General features: G+C 64.2%; 21 protein-coding genes. 20 read left to right on the top strand and 1 reads right to left on the bottom strand.

The features are described 5' to 3' along the window. Window positions 1-92 precede the first annotated feature (92 nt). The 12 genes from gspE to KFK14_RS10265 all read left to right on the top strand — a co-directional run bounded on the left by gspE (window position 93) and on the right by KFK14_RS10265 (window position 12,648). A complete protein-coding gene (gspE, locus tag KFK14_RS10210; protein WP_246524984.1) occupies window positions 93-1,676 on the top strand; it encodes a type II secretion system ATPase GspE in 1,584 nt (527 codons plus the stop codon). Next, complete coding sequence (gspF, locus tag KFK14_RS10215; protein WP_212610707.1) at window positions 1,669-2,886, top strand: type II secretion system inner membrane protein GspF; 1,218 nt, start codon at window positions 1,669-1,671, stop codon at window positions 2,884-2,886. Before gspE ends, gspF begins: the two co-directional genes overlap by 8 nt. Further along, entirely contained in the window at window positions 2,886-3,473 is a 588-nt protein-coding gene (gene gspG, locus KFK14_RS10220; RefSeq protein WP_425516668.1) for a type II secretion system major pseudopilin GspG, read from the top strand. Before gspF ends, gspG begins: the two co-directional genes overlap by 1 nt. Further along, window positions 3,445-3,996 carry a GspH/FimT family pseudopilin gene (locus KFK14_RS10225; protein WP_212610708.1) on the top strand — a complete coding sequence of 184 codons (552 nt, stop codon included), beginning with the start codon at window positions 3,445-3,447 and terminating at the stop codon, window positions 3,994-3,996. The genes gspG and KFK14_RS10225 overlap by 29 nt, the downstream gene beginning before the upstream one ends. Continuing rightward, window positions 3,989-4,357 (top strand): type II secretion system minor pseudopilin GspI, encoded by a 369-nt coding sequence (gene gspI / locus KFK14_RS10230; RefSeq protein WP_083276602.1) that lies wholly within the window; start codon window positions 3,989-3,991, stop codon window positions 4,355-4,357. The genes KFK14_RS10225 and gspI overlap by 8 nt, the downstream gene beginning before the upstream one ends. 5 nt (window positions 4,358-4,362) lie before the next feature. Then, window positions 4,363-5,040: a type II secretion system minor pseudopilin GspJ gene (gspJ, locus tag KFK14_RS10235; protein ID WP_212610709.1), complete on the top strand. Its 678-nt coding sequence runs from the start codon at window positions 4,363-4,365 to the stop codon at window positions 5,038-5,040. Continuing rightward, the gene (gene gspK / locus KFK14_RS10240) at window positions 5,033-6,046 is read left to right on the top strand and encodes a type II secretion system minor pseudopilin GspK (protein ID WP_212610710.1); all 1,014 of its coding nucleotides are present in this window, start codon (window positions 5,033-5,035) and stop codon (window positions 6,044-6,046) included. The genes gspJ and gspK overlap by 8 nt, the downstream gene beginning before the upstream one ends. After that, entirely contained in the window at window positions 6,043-7,164 is a 1,122-nt protein-coding gene (gene gspL / locus KFK14_RS10245; protein WP_070151220.1) for a type II secretion system protein GspL, read from the top strand. Before gspK ends, gspL begins: the two co-directional genes overlap by 4 nt. Beyond that, the gene (gene gspM, locus KFK14_RS10250; RefSeq protein ID WP_212610711.1) at window positions 7,161-7,643 is read left to right on the top strand and encodes a type II secretion system protein GspM; all 483 of its coding nucleotides are present in this window, start codon (window positions 7,161-7,163) and stop codon (window positions 7,641-7,643) included. The genes gspL and gspM overlap by 4 nt, the downstream gene beginning before the upstream one ends. Further along, on the top strand, window positions 7,640-8,362 hold the full coding sequence (gene gspN / locus KFK14_RS10255) for a type II secretion system protein N (RefSeq protein WP_212610712.1): 723 nt from the start codon (window positions 7,640-7,642) through the stop codon (window positions 8,360-8,362). Before gspM ends, gspN begins: the two co-directional genes overlap by 4 nt. Next, window positions 8,359-9,132, top strand: a complete 774-nt coding sequence (locus KFK14_RS10260; RefSeq protein ID WP_246524985.1) for a prepilin peptidase — start codon at window positions 8,359-8,361, stop codon at window positions 9,130-9,132. Before gspN ends, KFK14_RS10260 begins: the two co-directional genes overlap by 4 nt. Window positions 9,133-9,279: 147 nt before the next feature. Next, the gene (locus tag KFK14_RS10265; protein WP_212610713.1) at window positions 9,280-12,648 is read left to right on the top strand and encodes a trifunctional glycoside hydrolase family 18/polysaccharide deacetylase/glycosyltransferase family 2 protein; all 3,369 of its coding nucleotides are present in this window, start codon (window positions 9,280-9,282) and stop codon (window positions 12,646-12,648) included. A 493-nt stretch (window positions 12,649-13,141) separates the two neighbouring features. On the opposite strand, the gene KFK14_RS10270 is transcribed toward KFK14_RS10265, so the two are convergent. Beyond that, window positions 13,142-14,473 carry an MFS transporter gene (locus KFK14_RS10270; protein WP_212610714.1) on the bottom strand — a complete coding sequence of 444 codons (1,332 nt, stop codon included), beginning with the start codon at window positions 14,471-14,473 and terminating at the stop codon, window positions 13,142-13,144. 204 nt (window positions 14,474-14,677) lie between these two features. On the opposite strand from KFK14_RS10270, the gene cyoA reads away from it, so the two are divergent. The 8 genes from cyoA to KFK14_RS10310 all read left to right on the top strand — a co-directional run bounded on the left by cyoA (window position 14,678) and on the right by KFK14_RS10310 (window position 24,691). Further along, window positions 14,678-15,886 (top strand): ubiquinol oxidase subunit II, encoded by a 1,209-nt coding sequence (gene cyoA, locus KFK14_RS10275; protein ID WP_425516669.1) that lies wholly within the window; start codon window positions 14,678-14,680, stop codon window positions 15,884-15,886. A gap of 18 nt (window positions 15,887-15,904) precedes the next feature. Then, a complete protein-coding gene (gene cyoB / locus KFK14_RS10280; protein ID WP_212610715.1) occupies window positions 15,905-17,908 on the top strand; it encodes a cytochrome o ubiquinol oxidase subunit I in 2,004 nt (667 codons plus the stop codon). Between the two features lie 26 nt (window positions 17,909-17,934). Continuing rightward, window positions 17,935-18,546: a cytochrome o ubiquinol oxidase subunit III gene (gene cyoC / locus KFK14_RS10285; protein ID WP_212611114.1), complete on the top strand. Its 612-nt coding sequence runs from the start codon at window positions 17,935-17,937 to the stop codon at window positions 18,544-18,546. Continuing rightward, window positions 18,543-18,944, top strand: coding sequence for a cytochrome o ubiquinol oxidase subunit IV (gene cyoD / locus KFK14_RS10290; RefSeq protein WP_212610716.1), 402 nt, complete (start codon window positions 18,543-18,545; stop codon window positions 18,942-18,944). Before cyoC ends, cyoD begins: the two co-directional genes overlap by 4 nt. Before the next feature lie 50 nt (window positions 18,945-18,994). Further along, window positions 18,995-19,702, top strand: coding sequence for an SURF1 family protein (locus KFK14_RS10295; protein WP_212611115.1), 708 nt, complete (start codon window positions 18,995-18,997; stop codon window positions 19,700-19,702). Next, entirely contained in the window at window positions 19,699-21,030 is a 1,332-nt protein-coding gene (locus tag KFK14_RS10300; RefSeq protein WP_212610717.1) for an ATP-binding protein, read from the top strand. Before KFK14_RS10295 ends, KFK14_RS10300 begins: the two co-directional genes overlap by 4 nt. Further along, window positions 21,020-21,553, top strand: coding sequence for a response regulator transcription factor (locus KFK14_RS10305; RefSeq protein WP_070151432.1), 534 nt, complete (start codon window positions 21,020-21,022; stop codon window positions 21,551-21,553). Before KFK14_RS10300 ends, KFK14_RS10305 begins: the two co-directional genes overlap by 11 nt. Window positions 21,554-22,231: 678 nt before the next feature. Continuing rightward, a complete protein-coding gene (locus KFK14_RS10310; RefSeq protein ID WP_212610718.1) occupies window positions 22,232-24,691 on the top strand; it encodes a TonB-dependent receptor in 2,460 nt (819 codons plus the stop codon). The last annotated feature ends 2 nt before the right edge of the window (window positions 24,692-24,693 follow it).

The following is a 24,693-nucleotide window of genomic DNA, read 5'->3' on the forward strand; positions in this document are numbered from 1 at the left end:
AGCGAAGGTGCCTCGTTGCGCTCGGCTTTGCCTTTCAGCAGGATCAGGGCGAACGGACTAAGCTATTCTCATTTCTCTGGGGGTAATCCCTGATGAAAAAAGGCTCCGAAATCGAGCCTGAGGCTCCAAACGAGCAAGAGGGGGGCTTTGCGATCACGCCGCATATCGCCCCCCGGCTGATCGACATCCCCTATGCATTCGCCCGCAAATCCGGAGTGGTGCTGCTGAATGGCACGGATACCGGCCGCCTCGCCGTCGCCATGCGGGAGGGAGGCGATCCGCGCGTGCTGCTGGAGGTGCGACGCCATCTCGCGCAAAGCTTCGACATCGAATTTGTCGACGCTGCGCAGTTCGACCGGCATCTGTCGGATCATTATGCGATGGACGGCAGCGCCGCGGCGGTCGCTGGTACGCTGGCGGTGGGCGCGGATGAGCTGGACATGCTGGCCAGCGACCTGCCGACGGCCGACGATCTGCTCGACAGCGCCGATGACGCGCCCGCCATCCGCCTCATCAATGGCATCATTGCGGAGGCCGCGCGGCAGGGTGTGTCCGACATCCATATTGAACCCTATGAGACCGGCCTTGTCGTGCGCATGCGCATCGATGGCGTGCTGCGCGAGACGCTGCGCATGCCGCCGCACGTCGCGCCCGTCGTCGTCAGCCGGATCAAGGTCATGGCCCGCCTGGACATTGCCGAGCGGCGCGTGCCGCAGGATGGCCGCATCGGCCTGACGCTTGGCGGCAAGCTGCTCGACGTGCGCGTGTCCACGCTCCCCAGCCGCGCGGGCGAGCGCGTTGTGCTGCGTATATTGGACAAGGAGAATGCGGGCATTTCACTGGACGTGCTCGGCATGACAGGCGCTGCGGACCGCATCTTCCGCGAGGCGCTGGCCGAACCCAATGGCATCATCCTGGTTACGGGGCCCACCGGTTCGGGCAAGACCACGACCCTCTATGCGGGCCTGCGCAACCTGAATGACGGTAGCCGCAACATCCTGACGGTCGAGGACCCGGTGGAATATGCGATTGAGGGCGTCGGCCAGACCCAGGTCAATCCCAAGGTCGGCCTGACTTTCGCGGCTGGCCTGCGCGCCATTCTGCGTCAGGACCCCGATGTCGTGATGGTCGGCGAAATCCGCGACCGCGAAACCTCCGAAATCGCCGTGCAGGCGTCGCTCACTGGCCATCTGGTGCTGTCGACCGTCCACACAAATGACGCGGTGGGCGCGATCACCCGCATGCGCGATATGAAGGTGGAGCCGTTCCTGCTCGCCTCCACCCTGCGCGCCGTCGTCGCCCAACGCCTCGTCCGCCGCCTCTGCCAGCATTGCCGTGAGCCGCATCAGGCGGACAAGTCGGCGAGCGCGCTGCTCGGCTTCGACCCCGGCACCATAGTCTATCAGGCGAAGGGCTGCGGCGAATGCAACGGCACCGGCTATAAAGGCCGCATCGGCGTGTTCGAAGCGATCCGGGTGGACGATACCATCCGCCGCCTGATCAATGACGGCGGAGACGAATCCCTCATCGCCCGCCACGCTTTCCTCAATGCGCCCAATCTTGGCTCGGCCGCTCGCGCGCTCGTCCGCGATGGGCAGACCACAGCGGAGGAAGCCATCCGCATTTCCCGTCGCGATGCGATGGATGTCCCGGACGAGGTTCTGGGCGATGCCTGATTATGACTATCTCGCCATCGACACTGCCGGACGGGAACGCCGGGGTAGCGTCAAGGCGGACAGCATGGACGCGGCCAGGGCGCAGCTCGACAGCCGCCGCCTGTTCGTCGTCAAGATGGACCCCGGCCAGGAAAAGGCGTCAAAGGGCAGGGCGCTTTTCTCGCTTGGCGGCAAAAAGCTTTCGCCCAAGGAATTGACGCTTTTCACCCGCCAGCTTTCCACGCTGATTCAGGTCAGCCCGCTTGAGGAGTCCCTGCGCACCATCGGTCGCCAGAGCGAGACTGAACATGTCCGCGCCATCGTCGGCAGCGTGCATTCCGGGGTGATGGAGGGCCGCCGTCTTGCCGAGGCGCTGGGCACCCAGCCGCGCAGCTTTCCGCCGCTTTATCGCGCCATGATCTCCGCGGGCGAAAGCTCCGGCAGTCTCCCCACGATCATGGAGCGTCTTGCCGAACTGATGGAGCGGCAGGCGGTGATCCGGTCGAAGGTGATGACCGCCATCGCCTATCCGTCCGTCCTTGCCGGTTTCGCGGTGTTCGTGGTCGCCGCGCTGATGATTTTCGTCGTGCCCAAGGTTGTGGAGCAGTTCGACACGGTGGGCCAGACCCTGCCGCTCCTCACCCGCATGGTCATGGCGGTTTCCGCCTTCCTGGCGGGCTGGTGGTGGGCGTTGCTGATCGTCATCGGCCTTGCCGGGTTCGGCGCTTGGCGCGCGTTGAAGGTGGAGAGCGTCCGGTACCGCTTTGACAGTTTCCTGTTGCGCCTGCCGATCATCGGCCGTCTGATCCGTGACCTCCATGCCGCCCGCATGGCGCGTACGCTGTCCACCATGATCGCCAGCCGGATGCCGCTGATGGAGGGCCTCGCGCTCACCGCCAACACCATCCACAACCGCGCCTTGCGCCGCGCATCGGATCAGATCGTCGAGGCGATCCGGGGCGGCGGCAGTCTCTCGGCGGCCTTGCGCCGCGCGAACATCTTACCCCCGCTGCTCGTCTATCTCGCCGCCAGCGGAGAGGCGGCGGGCCGCCTCGACACGATGCTGGAGCGCGCCGCCGACTATCTGGAGCGGGAGTTCGACAGCTTCACCTCGACCGCGCTCGCCATGCTGGAGCCAGCGATCATCATCCTGATGGGCGGCATCGTCGCCGTCATCATCCTGTCCATTCTGCTGCCGATCCTGCAGCTTCAAAGCCTTACGGGTGTGTGATGCTTTCTGTTTTTTCCTCTCTAGTCCGTCATGCCCGCGAAGGCGGGCATCCCGCTGCCTTTTATGTGCGGGGAGAGAAGCGGGACCCCTGCCTCCGCAGGGGTGACGGAGAAGGCGCAATTCCCGCCCGCCGCTCCGCCGAACACGGCTTCACGCCAGTGAGGCGTTCCGCCGAACACGGCTTCACGCTGGTCGAGCTGATGGTCGTTATCGTCATCATTGGCCTCCTTGCCACCATCGTCGCCATCAACGTCATCCCCGCCACTGACACGGCGCGGGTGGAAAAGGCGAAGGCGGATATCTCCACCATCGAGCAGGCGCTGGAGCAATACCGGCTCGACAATCTGACCTATCCGGCCGGCACTGACGGTCTGCAGGCCCTGCTGACGCCGCCGCCTTCGCTGGCGCAGCCGCAGCGCTACCGTCGCGGCGGTTATATCAAGAAGCTGCCGAAGGACCCCTGGGGCCGTAACTATAATTACGCCGTTCCGGGCAGAAAGGGCGCGTTCGACATCTACTCGCTGGGCGCCGATGGCCAGCCGGGCGGGGACCAGGAAAATGCCGATATCTATTCCAGCGATATCTAGGAACCATCCGCTCCGGATTGACCAGACCTCCGTTGGTAAAGGTCGCACGGCTCATGAGGCTGACAGTCCGTGGCCCTCACGCGCCACCGAACGCGGCTTCACCCTGCTGGAACTGATGGTCGTGGTGGCGATCATCGGCTTCGTGTCGGCCGCCGTCGTCCTCGCCATGCCCGATCCGCGCGGACGGGTGATCGAGGATGCGGAGAAATTCGCCGCCCGCGTGTCCGCCGCGCGCGACAATGCCGTCATTCAGGCGCGGCCTATGGGTGTGTGGATTTCAGCCTCCGGCTATGGCTTTGAACAGAGGGGCGCTGGCCGGTGGATGCCGCTGGAGGATCGCCCCTTCGCCACCACGCAATGGTGGCAGGGCACGGGCGCGCTGGTGGGGGAAAGCGGCCGCGCCCAGATCAGCTTCGACAGCACCGGCCTGCCCAGCGAGCCGCTCGTCATCCGCCTGGTGCGCGAGGGGGAGCGCGCTTCGGTCAGCGTCGACATGGCCGGAAAGGTGATGGTCGGTGGCTGACAGGCGGTCCGAGCAAGGGTTCACCCTCCTTGAAATGCTGGTCGCGCTCGCCGTTTTCTCGCTCGCCGCGCTTGCGCTTATCCGGCTGCAGAGCGTGACGGTCCGCACCGCCGCTGATCTCGACAGCAAGGTTATGGGCCAGATCGTCGCCCATAATCTGATGGTCGATATTCAGGGCGATCCGACGCCACCCAGCACTGGCGAAGAACAGGGCGAGGTCGATAATGGCGGCCATCGCTGGCGCTGGACTCGGGTCGCGACGGCGACCGACGATCCCCGCCTGCTGCGCGTCGACCTTGTCGTCAATGGCGGTTTCGGACAGTCGCCCGCCGCGCTCACCTTCATGCGGGCCACACAATGATGGGCATGGACCGCACACGCCATCTGTTCTCCTGCGAAAGCAGGAGTCCAGGGACGAATGAACGCGGCTTCACGCTGATCGAGCTTCTGGTCGCGCTGGTGATCTTCGCCATGCTTGCTGCGGCGGGCGTGCTTCTGCTCGGCAACAGCGTATCGGCGCAGGGCGCCATTCGGGGCCACCTCGATGGAATGGCGGCGATTCAGCGCGCCAATGGCGCGCTGACCGCCGATCTCGCCCAGGCGGTTCCGCGTATCAGCCGCACTGAAAATGGCCTGCTCGCCCCGGCCTTCTTCGCGCAACCTCAAGGGGAGAATGCCCCGGTCATGCAGTTCGTCCGGGCCGGATGGACCAATATGGACGAGTCGCCGCGCCCGACTTTGCAGAAGGTCGAATATTGGGTGAGGCAGGGCCGTCTGGAGCGGCGAACCTATCCACTGGTCGACGGCGCGCAGGGCGCTCAGCCCGCCACGCTTCTGGAAGGGGTCGATGGCGCTGTGCTCCGTTTTCGGGATGCGCGGGGTGATTGGAGGGACAATTGGGCGTCGACCCAGCCGGACCTGCTGCCCCGCGCGGTGGAGCTTGTGCTGTCCCGTACAGGCGCGCCGTCGCTCACGCTCAAATTCCTGGTCGGTCCCGGTCCTGCCGAAAAACAGGATGAAGCGGAGGCGCCTGTCAATGGCTGACCGGCGGCGGAAAGACTCGGCATCGGGCGAGGCGGGCATGGCCCTGCTCACTGTGCTGCTGCTGGTGGCGGTGATGGCCATAGTCGCCGCGACAGCGCTTGAGCGCCTGACCATCGCGACGCGCCTCACCGCCAATGCGGGCGCCTTGGATCAGGCGCGCGCCTTTGCCGAAGCTGCGGAGAATGTCGCGCGCCTGCGTATCGGCGATCTTGTCGCCGCGCAGCCGGGTAAGGTCACACTGCAGGGCGGGTGGCTCGGCGCGCCGCAGCCGCTGCCTGTCCCCGCCGGCACAGCGACGGCGCGGGTCACGGATGGCGGTAACTGCTTCAACCTCAACAGCGTCGTCGCGGCCAATGAAGGCGAGGGGGAGGAGAATCTGAAGGTGCGCCCGACCGGCGTGACCCAGTTTCAGGCGCTGATGCGGCTTCTCGGCATTGATGACCGGCAGGCGCAGACAGTGGCGGCGTCGCTCGCCGACTGGATCGATACCGACACAGTGCCCCAGCCGGGCGGGGCGGAGGATGAAACCTATGCCCGCGCGCCCACGCCCTATCGCACGGCCAATCGCTTCATGGCGTCGGCCAGCGAATTGCGGTCGGTAAATGGCGTTACTCCGGCCATTTATCAGACATTGCGGCCATGGATATGCGCGCTGCCGACGGCTGATCTGTCACCGATCAACGTCAATACCCTGCTGCCCGCGCAGGCGCCTCTGTTCGCTATGCTGCTACCTGGTCAGTTGACTGTCGATCAGGCGCGGCAAATGCTGGCGCGCCGCCCTGCCGATGGCTATGGCAGCACCGTTGCCTTCTGGGCGCTTCCCGCGCTTCAGAAACTCACGCCGATGGGCGATGTGCAGGCGCAGACGAAACTTGTGACCCGCTTTTTCCGGGTTGAAATCTTGGTGGACCTTGGGGGCACGGAATTGAACGAGACCGCGCTGATAGACGCGCAGCCGCAGAAACCGGCCCGGCTTGTCAGCCGCGAGTGGGGTGAGGGCGCATGACCGCGCGTGAGGGCCTTATCGTTACCCTGCCGGAAACGGCCGAGGGTCAGCCGCTGTGGATGCGCGTCATTGACGGAACTGTGGTGCAGGGCGGTTCCGGCACCCACTGGCTTGACGCCTGCGGTCTTTCCAGCCTGCCGGACGGGTGCAGCGTCATGCTGGTGCCGCCCGCCGGACTCACCACGCTCCATTGGATATCCAATGACGGCATGCCCGCGCGGCAGGGCAGGGCGGCGGCGCGCCTGGCCGCCCTGTCGGACAGTATAGACCCGCCGGAAACCCTGATCGCCGCCGCCAATGAGAATGACGATCCCGCCCGGCCGCATATTGTGGCGGTCGCCGCGCGCGCCGACATGCAGCATTGGCTGCTCTGGGCGCAGCATAACGGCCTGGACCCCGATTTCGTGGTGCCGGCTGGCTTGATCCTGCCGGAGCCTGATGAGGGCTATGTCATGGGCACGGTGGGCGGGACCAGCCTGCTGCGGGGCAGGGAGGCTGCGCTTCCCGCCGACGAACCGATGGCGGAACTGCTTGTGGCCGATGCGCCGGTGGCGGTTCTTTCCCCCGAAACGGTCAGCCGCGCCGCCATCGCCATGCTCGCCGATCCGGCGCTCAACATGCGTCAGGGGGATTTCGCCAAGCGCGCCCGACGCCCGCTTGACCGGCAACAACTGACCCGCATCGCCATCTGGATCGGCTTTATCGCGTTGGTAAGTCTGCTTCTCTCCCTGATCGCGATCATTCGGTATAACGCCGCCGCCAGCAGCCTTGACCGGGATAGTATCGCCCTCGCCTCTACCGTCCTCCCCGGCGTCACGGACCCGGAACGGCTGGAGCCTGATCTCGACGCCCGCCTGGCCGATCGGGGGGCGGGCGCCTACACTTTCTCCGGGCCGGTGGCGGGCCTGTTCACCGCCATGCAGCGGACGGAGAATGTCAGCCTGACCAAGCTTGGCCGAAGCGCGGACGGCATGTTGACGGCCACGCTCGCCAGCGCGCAGGCGGCTGACATCAATGTTGTGCTGCTCGCCCTGCAGGACGCGGGCTTCACGATCACGGCAACATCCTCACAGGGCACTGACGGCCGCGTGCTTGCAGACATTACGGTGAAGCCATGATCGCGAATCTCGCCGCCTGGTACAAGGAACTCAGCAAGCGCGAACAAGTGCTGGTCGGAATCATGGCCGTGCTGCTTGCGATCGTCATCCTCTGGCTCGGCATTGCCCGCCCGGTCGAGTCCGGCCTGAAAAGCGCGATAGAGCGGCATGGCGTGGCGCTGGACCGCAACGCCGCCGTCCGCGTCAAGGTCGCCTCGTTGAAAGCCCTGCCGCGCGGCGCGGCCGCTCGTCCCGCTACGCCGATTGCCCAACTTGTCAGCCAGAGCGCGGGTGAGGGCGGCTTCACCCTTGAGCGCACCCAGGAACAGGGGCCGGGCCGCGTCGATATCGCGATCGCGTCAATCAGGCCAAAGGCGCTGTTCACATGGCTTGCGAACCTTGAGGCGCAGGGCGTTGTTGTGGAGACTTTCTCCGCCCAGCCTTCGGGAACCGCGGGCGCGGTCTCCATGCAGGCGGTGCTGAAGGCGGCGGGACAATGATGGGGCTTGCGCTTTCGCGCCGCGCCCGTCTCGGCCTGCTCGCGATATTCCTGATCGCGCTGGTTGCCCTGTTCCCGATGCGCCTGGCTTTCGGCATCTTCGGCATGGACCGCTACGGCCTTGCCGCCCGCTCGGTGACGGGAAGCATCTGGTGGGGCCGCATCGGCAAGCTCAGCCTCAGCGACGTGTCGCTCGGCACCGTGGATGCCGGTCTGTCCCCGCTTTCACTGCTCATCGGCCGCGCCCGCATAGGCGTCAGCCGGAAAGATGGGCAGGCGGACGATATAGAGGGCGCGTTGACGGCGGGTTTCGGCCGGATTGGCATAGACGACGCCACCGGCATGTTGCCGCTTGGCGCGGCCGCCGCGCCCTTGCCGATCGCCTCGGCCGATCTCAGTGACGTGTCCGTGCGCTTTTCCGGCGGCCTTTGCGGCGCGGCCGAGGGGCAGGTTCGCGCCCATCTGTCGACGCAGATTCCCGGCCTCAATCTGTCGCAGGGTTTGAGCGGCGCGGCCCGGTGCGAGGGTCCAGCTCTGCTCCTGCCGCTCGTCAGCCAGTCCGGCATGGAAAAGATCACCCTGCGCATATCGCCCGATGGCCGCTATGCCGCCGAAATGCGCGTGACGACGGCTGATCCCGCGCTTCAGCAGGCGCTCGGCAATCAGGGTTTCGCGCAATCGGACGACGCCTCCGTGATCAAGGTCGAAGGCATATTGTGACGCCTCTCGCCTTGCCGCTGCCCATCTGGTCCTTATTGGGCGGCGTGCTGGGGGCGATTGTCGGCAGTTTCATCGCCACATGCATACTGCGCTGGCCGCAGGGCCGCTCGGCGCTTGGCGGCCGATCGGCCTGCGACGGTTGCGGCAAGACGCTCGATCCTGTGGAGCTGTTCCCGCTTCTCAGCATCCTCGTCCAGCGGGGGAAATGCCGGTCATGCGGCGCGCGTATCGATCCGCTTCACTGGCGGGTCGAACTCGCCTGCGCGGTTGCGGGCGCCATTCTTCTCGCCCTGATGCCGGACATTGCGGGGCTAGGCTCCCTCATTCTCGCTTTCTTCCTCATTCCGCTCGCCATTCTCGACTGGCGGCATTTCTGGCTGCCGGACAAGCTGACGCTCCCGCTCGCCTTTCTCGGCCTTACGCTCGGCCAATGGGTGACGGACATATCCCTGACAGGCCGGATCGTCGGCGCGGCGGGGGGCTATCTCAGCCTGCTGGCCATCTCGCTCGCCTATCGCCGCCTGCGGGGCCGGGAGGGGCTGGGGCTGGGAGACGCTAAGCTGCTGGGCGCGCTTGGGGCCTGGTTCGGCTGGCAAAGCCTGCCGTTCCTGCTGCTCATCGCCAGCATTCTCGCCCTGCTGACCGTCGCCGTCTCGGCAGTCATGCACAGGTCGGTGAGTATGACCACGCGCATCCCGCTTGGTACCTTCCTCTGCCTGGCAGCGGTGCCCGCCTGGCTGACGGTGCGGTTGATGCTGATCCCCACATGACGATTTTGTAATGCTGCGGTCAGCACCCGGCTGGCCGCGCTGGGCTAGGACGGTTCTCGCCGATCTTATGCTCCTTCGACCGGCAGACCCAGGTGGCGGTCGCCGGCTCCTCTCGGCGGCCGCCATCTTTGCCTTCGGGGAACAGGGATGCACCGTCCGGTATTTTATGACGAGAGCGGCCGCCGTAAGCGGCTGACCCTGCCGCTGCTGTTCGCGCTGATCCTGCTGATCCTCGCCGCCGCAACCGCCTTCGCTATCACGATCCTTGACGTGCCGACGCCCGCAGCGCTCGCGCTCGATATGGAGCGCCCGCACCCGGAGCCGCTGGCGCAGCAAGTGGGCAGCATCGGCCACGCCCTGCGCAAGCGCGCCTATTCGGCGGGACAGACGCTGCGCAACTGGCTTCCCGCATTGGCCGCCCATCCGGCGCATCCCGTCAGCGTCGGCTTCTATGTCCCCTGGGATGACGCAAGCCGCTCTTCGCTGCGCCGTCATGTTGGCGCGCTCGATTGGGTCGCGCCCTCGCTCCTGTCGGTCACTGGCCCCGCTCACCAGCTTCGCGTGACGCGCGATCCGCAGTTCGACGCCATCGTCCGCCACGGCGCGCGCCGTCCCCGCATCCTGCCGGTCGTCCAGAATGTCGTCGATGGCGCCTGGGAAGGGGCGAACATGGCCGCATTGCTCCATTCTCCCGCCGCCCGCGCGACGTTGCTCGACCGACTAGTTCCGGTCCTGACCGCAATGAAGGCGCGGGGCGTTGTCTTTGATTTTGAGGCGCTGCCCGCTTCCGCCCAGCATGACTATCTCGCCTTCCTGAACGAGGCGGCCGCCCGTTTCCGTCCGCATGGCTGGCTGGTGACCGCCACGGTCCCGGTCGACGATATGGACTGGAACCTGTCGGCCTATGCCCGCGCCGCCGACCGGCTGTTCCTGATGGATTATGACCAGCATTATATCGGCGACGCCCCCGGCCCGATCGCCGCCCAGCCCTGGTTCGTCGCGCATCTGCGCCGCGCGCTGGAACAAGTGCCCGCCGCCAGGGCAATCGTCGCTGTCGGCAATTATGGCTATGACTGGACGGACGGACAGCCCGCCGCCGATGCGGTTTCGATAGAGGATGCATGGCTGACCGCCCATGATTCCGGCGCGCCGATCCGGTTCGACGCCGCTACCGGCAACGCCGCGTTCGATTATGTCGAGGACGGCCGCACCCACCATGTCTGGATGCTGGACGCCGCCAGCGCCTGGAACCAGATCCGCGCCGCGCGGCAGGCGGGGGCGGGGGGCGTGGCGCTCTGGCGGCTGGGGTCGGAGGATCCCGGTTTCTGGCCAGCGCTCAAGGATCGCACGGGCGCTATCCCGGCGGGGATGAATCGCCTCACCAGCCTCAATTCCGTCGATGTGGAGGGCAATGGCGAGATACTGCATATCGATGATGTGCCGACCACCGGCAACCGTACCCTGCGCCTCGATCATGGTCTGGTCGTGGATGAACGATATCGCGCGCTGCCGACGCCCTATGTCATCCGCCGCACCGGCTATCGTCCGGGACAGGTCGCCCTGACATTCGATGACGGTCCAGACGCGGTGTGGACGCCGCAGATACTGTCCATCCTGAAGTGCGCGCATGTCCCCGCCACCTTCTTCGTCATCGGCGAGAATGCGATGCCGCACCCCGGCCTGTTGCGCGCGATCCTTGCGCAGGGCAGCGAGATCGGCAGCCACAGCTACACCCACCCCAATCTCGCGCAGGTTTCCCCCGAAGGCGCGCGGATTGAGCTGAACTCTACCCAGCGCTTGATAGAGGCCTATACCGGCCGTTCCGTCCGCCTGTTCCGCGCACCCTATTTCGGCGACGCCGAACCGACGACTGCGGACGAGATCGGCCCGGCGCTGGAGGCGCAGAATGCCGGTTATGTGAATGTCGGCCTGCATGTCGATCCCGGCGACTGGACCCGGCCCGGCGCAGACGCCATCGTTTCGCGCACCATCGCGCAAGTGGAAGCGGGCAACGCCGAACGCTCCGGCCAGATCATCTTGCTCCACGACAGCGGCGGAGACCGGGCGCAGACGGTGGCCGCGCTCCCCCGCATCATCGCCGCGCTCCGGGCGAGGGGCTATCAGTTCGTCCCCGTCTCCAGCCTCGCCGGGCTTACCCCCGCTCAGGTCATGCCGCCGGTCAGGGGCGCGGACCTGCTCGCCGTCCGGGTGGATGTCGGCATATTCCTGACCCTGGCGGCCATTTCGGTCGCGCTCAAATGGCTGTTCTTCGCCGTCATCCTGTTCGGCATGGCGCGGGCGGTGATGCTGGCCGCGCTGGCGCTGGGCAGCCGGATGAAGCGCAACCGCGTCACGCCGCCGCCGGTTGATACGGGCCTGTTCGTCTCCGTCCTCATCCCCGCCTTCAATGAGGCAAAGGTGATCGAGGCGTCGGTGCGCCGGGTGCTGGAAAGCCGGGACGTCTCGCTGGAGGTCATTGTCGTCGATGACGGGTCGACGGACGGCACCAGCGATATCGTCGCCGCCGCCTTTGCGAACGAGGACCGGGTCGGCCTGCTCACGTTGAAAAATGGGGGCAAGGCGGCCGCGCTCAACGCCGCGCTCCAATATGCCAGGGCGCCGATCATCGTCGCGCTGGACGCCGACACCCAGTTCGAACCGCTCACGATCGCGCGTCTCGCCCGCTGGTTCGCCGATCCGGATATCGGCGCAGTGGCGGGCAACGCGATGGTGGGCAACCGGGTCAACCTTGTCACCCGCTGGCAGGCGGTGGAATATGTAACGGCCCAAAATCTGGAACGCCGCGCGCTTGCCCGGTTCGACGCGATCACGGTCGTCCCCGGCGCGGTGGGCGCATGGCGCAGGGCCGCGCTGGATGATGTCGGCGGCTATCCGCTCGACACGTTGGCGGAGGATCAGGACCTCACCATCGCCATCCAGCGTCAGGGCTGGCGCATCGCCTATGATACGGAGGCGGTCGCCTGGACCGAAGCGCCGGAAAGCTTCCGCGCCCTGTCCAAACAGCGGTTCCGCTGGGCCTATGGCACGCTGCAGTGCCTGTGGAAGCATCGCGGCATCTGGCGAAACGGCCGACCGGCCGGCCTGTCATGGGTAGGATTGCCCCAGGCATGGCTGTTCCAGATCGGTTTCGCCATGATCTCGCCGATCATCGACCTTGCGCTGGTCCTCAGCATGATCGACACGGCCGTCCGCGTGCATCAGCATGGCTGGGCGCAGACGCAGAGCGACCTGCTGCGCATGGCGCTTTACTGGCTGGCCTTTACGGCCGTGGATGTCGCCTGCGGCTGGGTCGCCTACCGGCTTGAACCGCGCGCGCCCCGCTATCCGGCGCTGCTGCTCGTGGCCCAGCGCTTTATCTACCGCCAGATCATGTACGGCGTCGTCATTCGCGCTGTCGCTACCGCGATCGGCGGGCCATGGGTGGGCTGGGGTAAGCTGGAGCGCACAGGACGGGTCGCGCAGGCGCAGTCGCCGGACCGGCTGGTGAAGGCGTGAATATCGGCGTTGATTAGCGCCTTTAGTTCGTCATCCCGGCGAAAGCCGGGACCCAACACGCCTCCGGCAAGCTGCTTATATTGAGGCGATATGGGTTCCGGCTTTCGCCGGAATGACGAATGAAGGAAGAATGGCGGACCTTCCGCTCCGCTGTCCTACAGTCCGGCCATCCTGTTATTCCATTGCCATGCTTCAGCCCGTCTCAGCCATATCGACCGCGCCTCTGCGTTGCGTCCGTGCGACGAAATCAAGACCTGACTGGGACTCGACTGCGACGTGGATGAGACTCAGGTGCGACCAACATGAGACTCAGATGCGACGCAAGTGCGACGCACATGAGACTCAAGTGAGACGCATATGCGACGAAGGTGAGACGCACATGAGACCTACATGCGACCTTATTGCGACTTTCCGGGTCAAAATGCGTCACAACCCGCAACTTCCGCAACTTCGTTGGAATTGCAGCATAGCGTTGCGCCGAAAAACTGCCGGTTCAGTCGCGCGCGGCCGCCAGCTCCTTGTTGGCCCGCAGCGCCACCAGCGTACAGATCGCGCCGGACAGCAGATAGGCACCTGATGAGAACAGCCCGAAATTGCTGGACAGCCACAGCGCCCAGAAGGGCGCAAAGCCCGCGCCGAACATCCATGCTAGGTCAGACGTCAGCGCCGATCCGGTATAGCGCGTCTGTTGCGAGAAGTTCGACGCGACGACGCCGGACGATTGGCCAAAGGACAGGCCGAGCAACATGAAGCCCAGCACCATGAAGCCCACTTCGCCCAGATCGCCGCCATTGAGCAGCAGCGGCGCGAAGATGCTGAACAGCGCAATCCCGCCCGCCGACCAGCCAAGCAGAGACCGGCGGCCGATCTGGTCTGCGATAAAGCCCGATGCAACGATGGCCAGCACGCCCACAGCGCCGCCGATGATCTCGATGATCAGGAAGCGTTCGATCGATTCCTTGGTGAACAGCGCCACCCAGGAGAGGGGGAACACCGTCACCATATGGAACAGCGCAAAGCTCGCCAGCGGCGCGAATGCCCCGATGATGATGTTGCGCCCTTCCGCCTTGACCGTCGGGATAACGGGGGAGGGAACAAGGTCCCTGCTCTCGAACAGCCGCTCAAACTCATGCGTCACGACGATGCGCAACCGGGCGAACAGCGCCACCACATTGATCGCGAAGGCGACGAAGAAAGGATAGCGCCAGCCCCAGTCGAGGAAGTCGGCGGGCGAGAGCGTCGACCAGAAATAGGCGAACAGCGCCGCCACCACGGTCAACGCCAGCGGCGCACCAAGCTGCGGCATCATCGCATACCAGCCGCGCTTGTTCTGCGGCGCGTTGAGGGAGAGGAGGGAGGCGAGGCCGTCCCATGTGCCGCCCAGCGCAAAGCCCTGCCCGGCGCGGAACAGGGTCAGCAGCACGGCGGAGGCATGGCCGATTGTCTCATATCCGGGAAGGAAGGCGATGGCGGCTGTCGATCCGCCCAGCAGGAACAGCGCGATAGTCAGCTTCACGCCCCGGCCATAGGTGCGGTCGACCCACATGAAGAAGAAGGACCCCATCGGCCGCGCGACGAAGGCGATGGCGAAGATGGCGAAGGAATAGAGTGTGCCGGTCAGCGCATCGACATAGGGAAAGACCAGCCGGGGAAAGACGAGGATGGAGGCGACGGCATAGACGAAGAAGTCGAAAAATTCGGAGGTGCGGCCGATGATGACACCGATGGCGATCTCGCCGGGCACCACCTGCTTGTGCCGCGCGGTGATGTTCCGGGCGTCGCGCTCCATGTCGGTGGAGGAGGGGGCGGCAATCTGGGCGCTCATGGGGCTGATCAATCCTTGCGCATATGTTAGGGTCGAAACGATCCTGGGTCGTGTGCGTTTCATACTACCAAACCGACCCGGCCATATAGCAGCATATGGGGGCCGATTTGCCAGATGACTGTGCCAATGCACTTTTCGCGCCTGCAGCGTGATTGGACAAAGTGTCCAATGTCGATAGCCGTGCGCAGCGGCTAGGCGGCAGGCATGAGCACCCGCCCGATCCCTGGCCAACCTTCCGTCCAGCGCCGTTCCATGCGGTTTCTGGCTCCCTTGCTGCTGCTGCCCCTGTCGGCCTGCAATTGGGTCGTGATGAACCCGGCCGGCGATGTTGCGGTGCAGCAGCGCGACCTGATCCTGATCTCCACCGGGCTGATGTTGCTCATCATCCTGCCGGTGATGGCGCTGACGGTGCTGTTCGCATGGCGCTACCGCCACTCGGCCAAGAACCCGGATTACGACCCTGACTGGGATCATTCGACCAGCCTGGAACTGATCATCTGGTCCGCGCCGCTGCTGATCATCATCTGCCTTGGCGCGGTCACCTGGACCAGCACGCATCTGCTCGATCCCTATCGCCCGGTCGAGCGCATCGATGCTGGCCGCAAGGTTGCGCCCGGCGTCAAGCCGCTGGAGGTGCAGGTGGTGGCGATGGACTGGAAATGGCTGTTCATCTACCCGGAACTCGGCATTGCAACGGTCAACGAACTGGCCGCGCCGGTGGATCGGCCGATCAGCTTCAAGCTCACCTCCTCGACGGTCATGAACTCCTTCTACGTGCCCGCGCTCGCCGGTCAGATCTACGCCATGCCCGGCATGCAGACGGTGCTCCACGCCGTCGTCAACAAGCCCGGAAATTATGAGGGCTTCTCGGCCAATTACAGCGGCGCCGGATTCTCCCACATGCGTTTCCGCTTCCACGCGCTGGATGAAGGCGGTTTCGACCGCTGGGTCGCGGGCGTGAAGTCCGGCGGCGGCGCGCTTGACCGTCCTGCCTATCTCGCTCTTGAAAAGCCGAGCGAGAAGGACCCGGTCCGCCGCTTCTCCACCGTGGACGCCAGCCTGTTCGACTCGGTCGTCAACCTCTGCGCCCGGCCCGGCCAGCGCTGCATGTCAGAACTGATGCACATTGATGCGATGGGCGGGGCGGGCAAGGAATCGGCCCATGACACGCGCGGCCTGCGCCATGATGGTCCCAATGGCCACGACCCTCTCGAACGCGGCGCGCTCCAGAAGGAGCCGGAGGAAAAAGGCGCCTCGCCGCATCTCATGAAGGATGGCGACCGGCCGCCGCCCGGCAAGACCCCCACGGGTCATCAGCACGATAACCGGGAGATGACGATGGACATGCCCGCCCGGCCAGCCGCCCCGCATCATCCCGACGCGCCAGCGCCGGCCCACGCCCACACATCGTAGAGGCCGTCAGAGATCCCTATGTCCGACTCCTACACCCTGGCGAAGATCATCTTCGGCCGCCTCACCTGGGAATCCTTTCCCATCCACGAACCGATCCTGATCGGCACCTTCATCATGGTGCTGATCGGCGGCATCGGCGTCGTCGGCGCGATCACGAAATACAGGCTCTGGGGCTATCTGTGGACCGAATGGTTCACCACCGTCGATCACAAGCGGATCGGCATCATGTATATGATCCTGGGCATCATCATGTTCCTGCGCGGCTTTGCCGACGCCATCATGATGCGGTTGCAGCAGGCGATGGCCTTCAACGGGTCGGAGGGCTATCTCAACGCCCATCATTACGACCAGATTTTCACCGCCCATGGCGTGATCATGATCTTCTTCGTCGCCATGCCGATGGTGACGGGCCTGATGAACTATATCGTCCCCCTGCAGATCGGCGCGCGCGACGTCAGTTTCCCCTTCCTCAACAATTTCAGCTTCTGGATGACCAGCGCGGGCGCCGCAGTGGTGATGATGTCGTTGTTCGTTGGTGAATTCGCCCGCACCGGCTGGCTCGCCTATCCGCCATTGTCGGGCATAGCCTATAGCCCGGATGTCGGCGTCGATTATTATATCTGGGCCTTGCAGATAGCGGGCGTCGGCACGCTCTTATCCGGCGTCAACCTGATCGCGACCATCGTGAAGATGCGCGCGCCGGGCATGAGCATGATGAAGATGCCGATCTTCACCTGGACCTCGCTCTGCACCAACGTCCTGATCGTCGCCGCTTTCCCGGTGCTGACCGCCGTTCTCGCGCTGCTCAGCCTGGATCGCTATGCCGGGACCGCCTTCTTCACGAACGATTTTGGCGGCAACGCCATGATGTATGTGAACCTCATATGGATATGGGGTCACCCAGAGGTCTACATCCTCATCCTGCCCGCCTTCGGCATCTTCTCGGAAGTCACCTCGACTTTCTCGGGCAAGCGGCTCTTTGGCTACACCTCCATGGTCTATGCGACGGTGGTCATCACCATCCTGTCCTATATCGTGTGGCTCCATCACTTCTTCACCATGGGTTCGGGGGCCAGCGTCAACAGCTTCTTCGGCATCACCACGATGGTCATCTCCATTCCGACCGGCGCGAAGATCTTCAACTGGCTTTTCACCATGTATCGCGGTCGCATCCGTTTCGAGCTGCCGATGATGTGGACGGTCGCCTTCATGCTGACCTTCGTGGTCGGCGGCATGACCGGCGTGCTGCTCGCCGTGCCGCCCGCCGACTTCGTGCTGCACAACTCGCTGTTCCTGATCGCGCATTTCCATAATGTGATCATCGGCGGCGTGTTGTTCGGCCTGTTCGCCGGGATCAACTACTGGTGGCCCAAGGCGTTCGGCTTCAAGCTCGACACGGTCTGGGGCAAGCGCAGCTTCTGGCTGTGGGTCGTCGGCTTCTGGTTCGCCTTCATGCCGCTCTACATCCTTGGCCTGATGGGCGTCACCCGCCGGATGCGCGTGTTCGATGATCCCTCGCTGCAGATCTGGTTCATGATCGCTGCCCTCGGCGCGTTCATGATCGCCGCCGGCATCGCCTGCATGCTGATGCAATTCTATGTGTCGATCCGCGACCGGGAAAAGCTGCGCGACACCACGGGCGATCCGTGGGACGGCCGCACGCTGGAATGGGCGACCAGTTCGCCGCCGCCCGACTATAATTTCGCCTTCACGCCAGTCATCCATGACGGCGACGCCTGGGCCGACATGAAGAAGCGCGGCTATCAGCGGCCGGTGGATGGCTTCCGCTCCATCCACATGCCGAGCAACACCGGCACCGGCATCATCCTTGCTGGTCTCAGCGTCGCGTTCTCGGTCGGCATGATCTGGTACATGTGGTGGTTGGCGGCGATCAGCTTCGTCGGCATCCTCGCCGTCGCTATCGGCCATACCTTCAACTATAAGCGCGACTTCCACATTCCGGTCGAGGATGTGGTGCGCACAGAGGGCGAGCGCACGAAGCTGCTCGCGGCGCAGGGCTGACCGGCATGTCGACAGAAGCAACAGCCATGCCGACAGGCGCCAACACGGTCTTTCACCTGGCCGAAGAACCCCATCATCCCGAAGGGAGCAGCACCGCGCTGGGCTTCTGGATGTATCTGATGAGCGATTGCCTCATCTTCGCCTGCCTGTTCGCCACCTTCGGCGTGCTGGGCGGCAGCTATGCGGGCGGGCCGGGGCCGAAGGATCTGTTCGACCTGCCGCTCGTCGCGCTCAACACCGCGATGCTGCTATTCTCATCCATCACCTATGGCTTCGCCATGCTGGCGATGGACAAGGGCAGGGTGGGCGCTACCCAGGGCTGGCTGGCCATTACCGGTCTGTTCGGCCTGGCCTTCCTTTCGATCGAGCTGTACGAGTTCGCGCATCTGATCCACGAGGGTGCAACGCCGCAGCGCAGCGCTTTCCTCTCCTCCTTCTTCACGCTGGTCGGCACCCATGGCCTCCACGTCACCTTCGGCATCATCTGGCTGGTGACGCTGATGGTTCAGGTGGGCAAGCATGGCCTTATCGCCGCCAACAAGCGCCGCCTGATGTGCCTCAGCATGTTCTGGCACTTCCTCGACGTCATCTGGATCGGCGTCTTTACCTTCGTCTATCTGATGGGAATGCTGCGATGAGCGCTGAACAGCACGCGCGCCACGATCATGGCCATGATCACGGCCATGATCATCATGATGACGGCCACGCCCATGGCACGATGGGCGGCTATATGATCGGTTTTGGCCTGTCGGTGATACTGACCGCCATTCCCTTCTGGCTGGTGATGACCGGCGCGCTGGGCAATGCGCAACTGACCGGCTTCGTCATCATGGCGTTCGCCGTGGTGCAGATCGTCGTCCACATGATCTATTTCCTGCACATGAGCGCCCGGTCGGAAAGCGGCTGGACGATGATGGCGCTGATCTTCACCATCGTCATCGTCGTCATCACCCTCTCCGGGTCGATGTGGGTCATGTATCATCTCAATCACAATATGATGCCCGTGTCGGCGCATGACATGAGCCAGATGCCGTGATCCCCGCTGCCCTCCCAGCGGGGGAGGGGCGGCGGTCGCCACGGTCCGGCATGACGGTGGCGCTGACGGGGCTGCTTGCGCTGCTCCTTGTTGCGGGCTTTGTGGCGTTGGGCGTGTGGCAGGTGCAGCGTCTTGCGTGGAAACGCGCGCTCATCGCCAGCGTAGACGCCCGCATCCACGCCCCGCCCATTGCCGCGCCTGCCCCGGCGGAATGGCCTTCAATCACGGCGCAGGCGTCCGAATATCGCCGGATAAGCGCGCAAGGCGTCTATCGCTTCGACCGGCAGGCGCTGGTTCGTGCCTCCACGGCGCGGGGCAGCGGCTATTGGGTGATGACGCCGCTCGACACCGGCCGGGGCTTCACGATCCTCGTCAATCGCGGCTTTGTGCCCCCCGGCTGGAAAGCGGAAAGTGGAAACCGGCCCGCCGCTGTCACTGGCCTGCTGCGCATAACGGAACCCGGCGGCGGTTTCCTGCGCGCCAATGATCCCGCCACAGGGCGCTGGTATTCCCGCGATGTCGTTGCAATCTCCAGAGCGCTTCGCCTGGACCGCACCGCCCCCTATTTCATCGACGCGCAGGCGGCTGGCGGCCGGGACGCGCTGCCGGTGGGCGGCATGACCGTCGTCTCCTTTCCCAACAACCATCTTGTCTATGCGATCACCTGGTTCGCTCTGGCCCTTATGACGGCGGGCGGTTACATGCTGTTCCTGAGAGAGGAACGCAGGCTCCGCGCGGCGGGTGGAGGCGCGGCATGAGGGCGCTGAAGATCATTAGCCAGACACGACCGATTTTGCGCAACTGGCCTGCGGAGGCTGCCGGGCGCAAGAATATGCTGCTGCTCATCCAGCTTCGCTGGATCGCCGCCGCCGGACAGCTTTTCACCATTCTGATCGTGCATTACGGCATGGGCATCCGCCTGCCGCTGCTGGTCATGATGATCGTTCCGGTCGCCGCCACGGGCCTTAACCTCGGCAGTCTCGCGGTCCTACGCCGCCGCCAGACGGTCGCAAATGCGGAGCTGTTTCTGGCCCTGCTTTTCGATGTCGTCGCCTTGACTATCCAGCTCTATCTCAGCGGCGGCGCGACCAATCCGTTCATCTATCTCTATCTGCTTCAGGTGGTGCTGGGCGCGATCCTGCTGGACACGCTTTCTGCATGGGCGATCGTTTTTGCGACCAGCGTGTTCGCCGCCATCCTCGCGAAATTCTACTGGCCCCTGGTTCTGCCGACGGCGCTCGCCGAATCTCTGTTCGAAATGCACATCATCGGCGCGTGGATATGCTTTGCGCTGATTGCCGTGCTGCTGGTCGTTTTCGTGACCCGCATCAACCGCAACTTGCAGGCGCGCGACGCCCGCCTCGCCGATATGCGCCAGCGTGCGGCGGAGGAGGATCATATTGTCCGCATGGGCCTGCTCGCATCCGGGGCCGCGCATGAGCTGGGCACGCCGCTCTCCTCACTGGCCGTCATCCTCAACGACTGGAAACGCATGCCGGCCCTTGCCGCCCAGCCCGGTATCATTGGGGAGATTGAGGAGATGCAGGTCGCGGTCCAGCGCTGCAAGACCATCCTCTCCGGCATTCTCCTTTCCTCCGGCGAAGCGCGGGGTGAGGCCCCGACGATCATTTCCATCCGCATCTTCCTCGATTATATCGTCAAGGAATGGAGCGTCGCCCATGCGGGCGTGGAGGTCGATTATGACAACAGCGCCGACGCCGGGCTGGAGATCGTTGCCGATCCGGTGCTCAAGCAGGTCATATACAATGTCCTCGACAATGCGTCGGAGGCCTCGCCCGACTGGATCAGCCTCTCGGTCGATCAGCAGGGGGATTTACTGCGGCTTGTGGTTCGCGACGACGGCCCCGGCTTTGCGCCCGGAATGCTGGAAAATCTGGGCAAGCCCTATCAATCGAGCAAGGGCAAGCAGGGCGGGGGGCTTGGCCTGTTCCTGGTGCTCAACGTGATGCGCAAGCTGGGCGGAGAGGTGACGGCCGAAAATGGCGTCATGGGCGGGGCGATCGTGACGCTGTTGTTCCCGCTCGACACGTTGGGCGTTCGCCGGGGGGATGGCGATGTCCGCTGATCGCCATATCGTGATCGTCGAGGATGACGAGGCGTTCGCCAATACGCTTGCCCGGTCGTTTGAACGGCGCGGCTATAATGTCCATCTCGCCCACAGCCATGAGGCGCTGGTCGAATTGCTCGCGCAGCATAGTCCCGGCTTCGCGGTCGTCGATCTGAAACTGGGCAGCGCATCCGGCCTCGTCTGCGTTCAGACGCTCCATGCCCATGACCCGGCGATGAAGATCGTCGTCTTGACCGGCTTCGCCAGCATTGCGACGGCCGTCGAGGCGATCAAGCTTGGCGCGTCCCACTATCTCGCCAAGCCGTCCAATACGGACGACATAGAGGCCGCCTTCGGCCGCACCGATGGCGATGTCACCGCCCCGCTGACCGAGCGCCATACCTCGATCAAGACCCTGGAGTGGGAACGCATCCACGAAACCTTGGCCGAAACCGGTTTCAATATTTCGGAAACGGCCCGGCGGCTGGGCATGCACCGCCGCACGCTCGCGCGGAAACTCGGCAAGCGCCAGATTGGCTGAGAATGATGTTCGATATGTGAAACAGCGCAGATTGCGCACGGGATAGCAAATCTTCGTCCGAACGGCATTGACCGATAATATCTCTATCACGTAAGTAGACATCATTCGAAAGGCCATGCGGCTTGCCCCCGTATGACCAGCCTCATCAGGCCGGATGTTCAGGGCACGCGGGTTTTGATCGGGATGCAGCTTGCTCCGCGTTATCAACGGCTAAAGCGCACGATGCTAAGGCGACCACGCCAGGGATCGTGTTCCCCCCAATGTAGGGGAAGTAACGATGCATAAGCTTCACTAGACACCGGATCGGGGGATAGCGGCTGCCGGTTGTCACCGACCTGCAGCATCCTTTCGCGCGGTTTCCGTTGGCCAGTCCGCCCGCCGGTCGCCTGACTGCAGCCGCACTTCGACATCAGGAGATCGTCCCGTCGCGACAGGGTCGCGGCGAACGGGTCCTGCATGTCCAAGCCATCCGAAAAGCGCCCGGCGCCTTTCGGAAAGGAGGCGTCATGCCCGGTAGAATTCCATCCAAGGGCGCTTCGCCGCGCACCTATTCCGTGTCCCTTCAACAGGCCGCGGCCGCCATTTTCGGCGTCGCCCTGATTGACGGCGAACCGTCTCATAAGCCCGTCCGTCCACCGCGCGGGGCTCAACATTCATAAAAGAAATCAGGGAAAAACAGTGACCTATAATGATGTTTCCAAAAGTGATCGCCTTGCCTTCCGGCGCTTTCTGCTCTCCGGCGCTTTCCTTGGCGCGTTGACGGCGACGCCGGGCCTGGCGGCAGAGCAGCCCACGGTCGCGCCGGTGGCGGTGGCCGCCGCAGCCGATGCCGCGGATGCGGAAGCGGGCGGCGAGATATTCGTAACCGCCCGCCGCCGGGAGGAGGATGCGCAGGATGTCCCCATCGCGCTGAGCGTCGTCAGCGCGGACTCGCTCGAAAAGACCGGCAATTTCACTCTGGGCCAGGTGCAGCAGCTTGTGCCGAGCCTTCAGGTGTTCAGCTTCAACCCGCGTAATACCAATGTGAATATTCGCGGTCTCGGCTCCAACGTCGCGCTGACCAATGACGGGCTGGAGAACGGCGTCGGCTTCTATGTCGACAATGTCTATTACGGCCGCCCCGGACAGTCGCAGTTCGATCTGGTCGATCTGCAACAGATAGAGGTGCTGCGCGGGCCGCAGGGGACCTTGTTCGGTAAGAATACGACCGCTGGCGCGATCAATATCACGACCCGCGAACCGAGCTTCGATCCTGACTTTTTCGGCGAAGTGACGCTCGGCACCTATGGCTATCATCAGGTCCGGGCGTCGGTTTCCGCGCCGCTGGTCGCGGACAAGGTGGCGTTCCGGCTGAGCGTTGCCGACACGCATCGCGACGGCTTCCTCACCAACCTGCATGATGGATCAAAGGCGCAGGATTACGACAATTTCTCGGTCCGCGGCCAATTGCTGGTGAAGCCCACCGACACGCTGTCGGTCAAGATCATCGGGGATTATTCCCATCAGAAACAACATTTTGCGCTGAATATCCCGGTCAATTACTTCTCGACCTACGATAACGGCGTCACGATCGCGAACAACTTCCTCGCCCGCGTAGGACGCGCCGGCTACACGCCGCTGCCTGTCGATCCCTTTGCGCGCAACGGGGACTCGGATGGCCATTACCAGGCCTTCATGAAGGGCTATGGCGTGTCCAGTCAGGTTGACTGGGACCTGGGCCCTGCTGCGCTGACCTCCATCACCGCCTATCGCTGGTGGGACTGGGACCCGGCCAATGACGGCGACTCCACGGGCCTGCCGGTCATCACCAAGGCGCAGCAGGCCAATCGCCAGCGCCAGTTCAGCCAGGAAATCCGCCTTGCCTCGACCGGGAGCAATACAATCGATTATGTCGTTGGCGCTTATTATTTCTGGCAGATCGTGCGCGGCTATGGCGCATCGGCCTATGGCTCGGCTGCGGCCAACTGGAACTTCCCGCCGCCCGGCGTGGCGGGGGCGACCGATCCGGTCATCGCCAATGCGGCATTGAACGGTTTCGAGGCCCGGTCGACATCGACGCCGGAGACCAAGAGCTACGCCCTGTTCGGCCAGGCGACCTGGAACATCAGCGACAGCCTCAGCTTCACCGGCGGCCTGCGCTATACGCATGAGAAGAAAAACGGAGCCTATGACCAATATTGGTATGCCGGGAATGACCTGTCCGGCCTGACCGCCGCTCAGGCGACTGCGGCGCGCGCCATCCGCACCCGCTTCAATCCCGTCACCAGCTACACTGTCGGCCTCACCGACAACAGCGTTTCGGGCCTCGCCACGCTGAGTTGGAAGGTGACGCAGGATGTCCTGCTCTACGGCTCCTATTCGCGGGGCAACAAGTCTGGCGGCCTTAATCTGACGGTCCTGCCCGCCGGCGCGACCGCAGAGGTGGAGCCGGAAACCGTCGACAGTTTCGAAGTCGGCCTGAAAAGCCAGTTTTTCGACAAGAAGCTGACCTTCAACGCTGCGGGCTTCTGGACGGAGGTCAGCGATTATCAGACCGCGATCACCGTCATCCCGGCCTCTGGTCCGGTCATCCAATATATCTCCAACATCCCGAAGGTCCGCTCGCGCGGGCTGGAGGCGGACCTCAGCTATGCGCCGAGCAAGTGGATCAGCTTCTCCGCCTCCGGCTCCTATATCGAGACGACCTACCGCAACTATACCAATGCCCCCAATGCGCAGGAGCATAATCCGGTCGTCACGCCGGGCGATCCCACATCCGGCCCGACGCAGGACCTGTCCGGCGTGCAACTGGGCGGGGTGCCGAAATTCACCTACACGCTCGGCGTCGACGTCGCTCAGCCGCTGACGGAATGGGAAGGGCGGGGGGTCGAGATTTACGGCCATGCCGACTTTTCGCACCGCACGGGGTTCAACACCTCCTCGACCAACAGCCGCTATGCCGATGTGCCGGGTTACGGCCTGCTCAATGCGCGCATCGGCCTGCGGGTGGATGACGGGCTGTGGGATGTGTCCCTCTGGGCGCGCAACCTGACGGACAAGAACTATTTCCAGGCCCTGTCTCCGGGCGCCTTCGGTCTCGTCACCGGCACGATAGGCGATCCCCGCACCATCGGTGTCACCCTTCGAACGAAATTGTGAGG

The sequence above is a fragment of the Sphingobium phenoxybenzoativorans genome (assembly GCF_018286635.1).
Taxonomy (GTDB): domain Bacteria; phylum Pseudomonadota; class Alphaproteobacteria; order Sphingomonadales; family Sphingomonadaceae; genus Sphingobium; species Sphingobium phenoxybenzoativorans.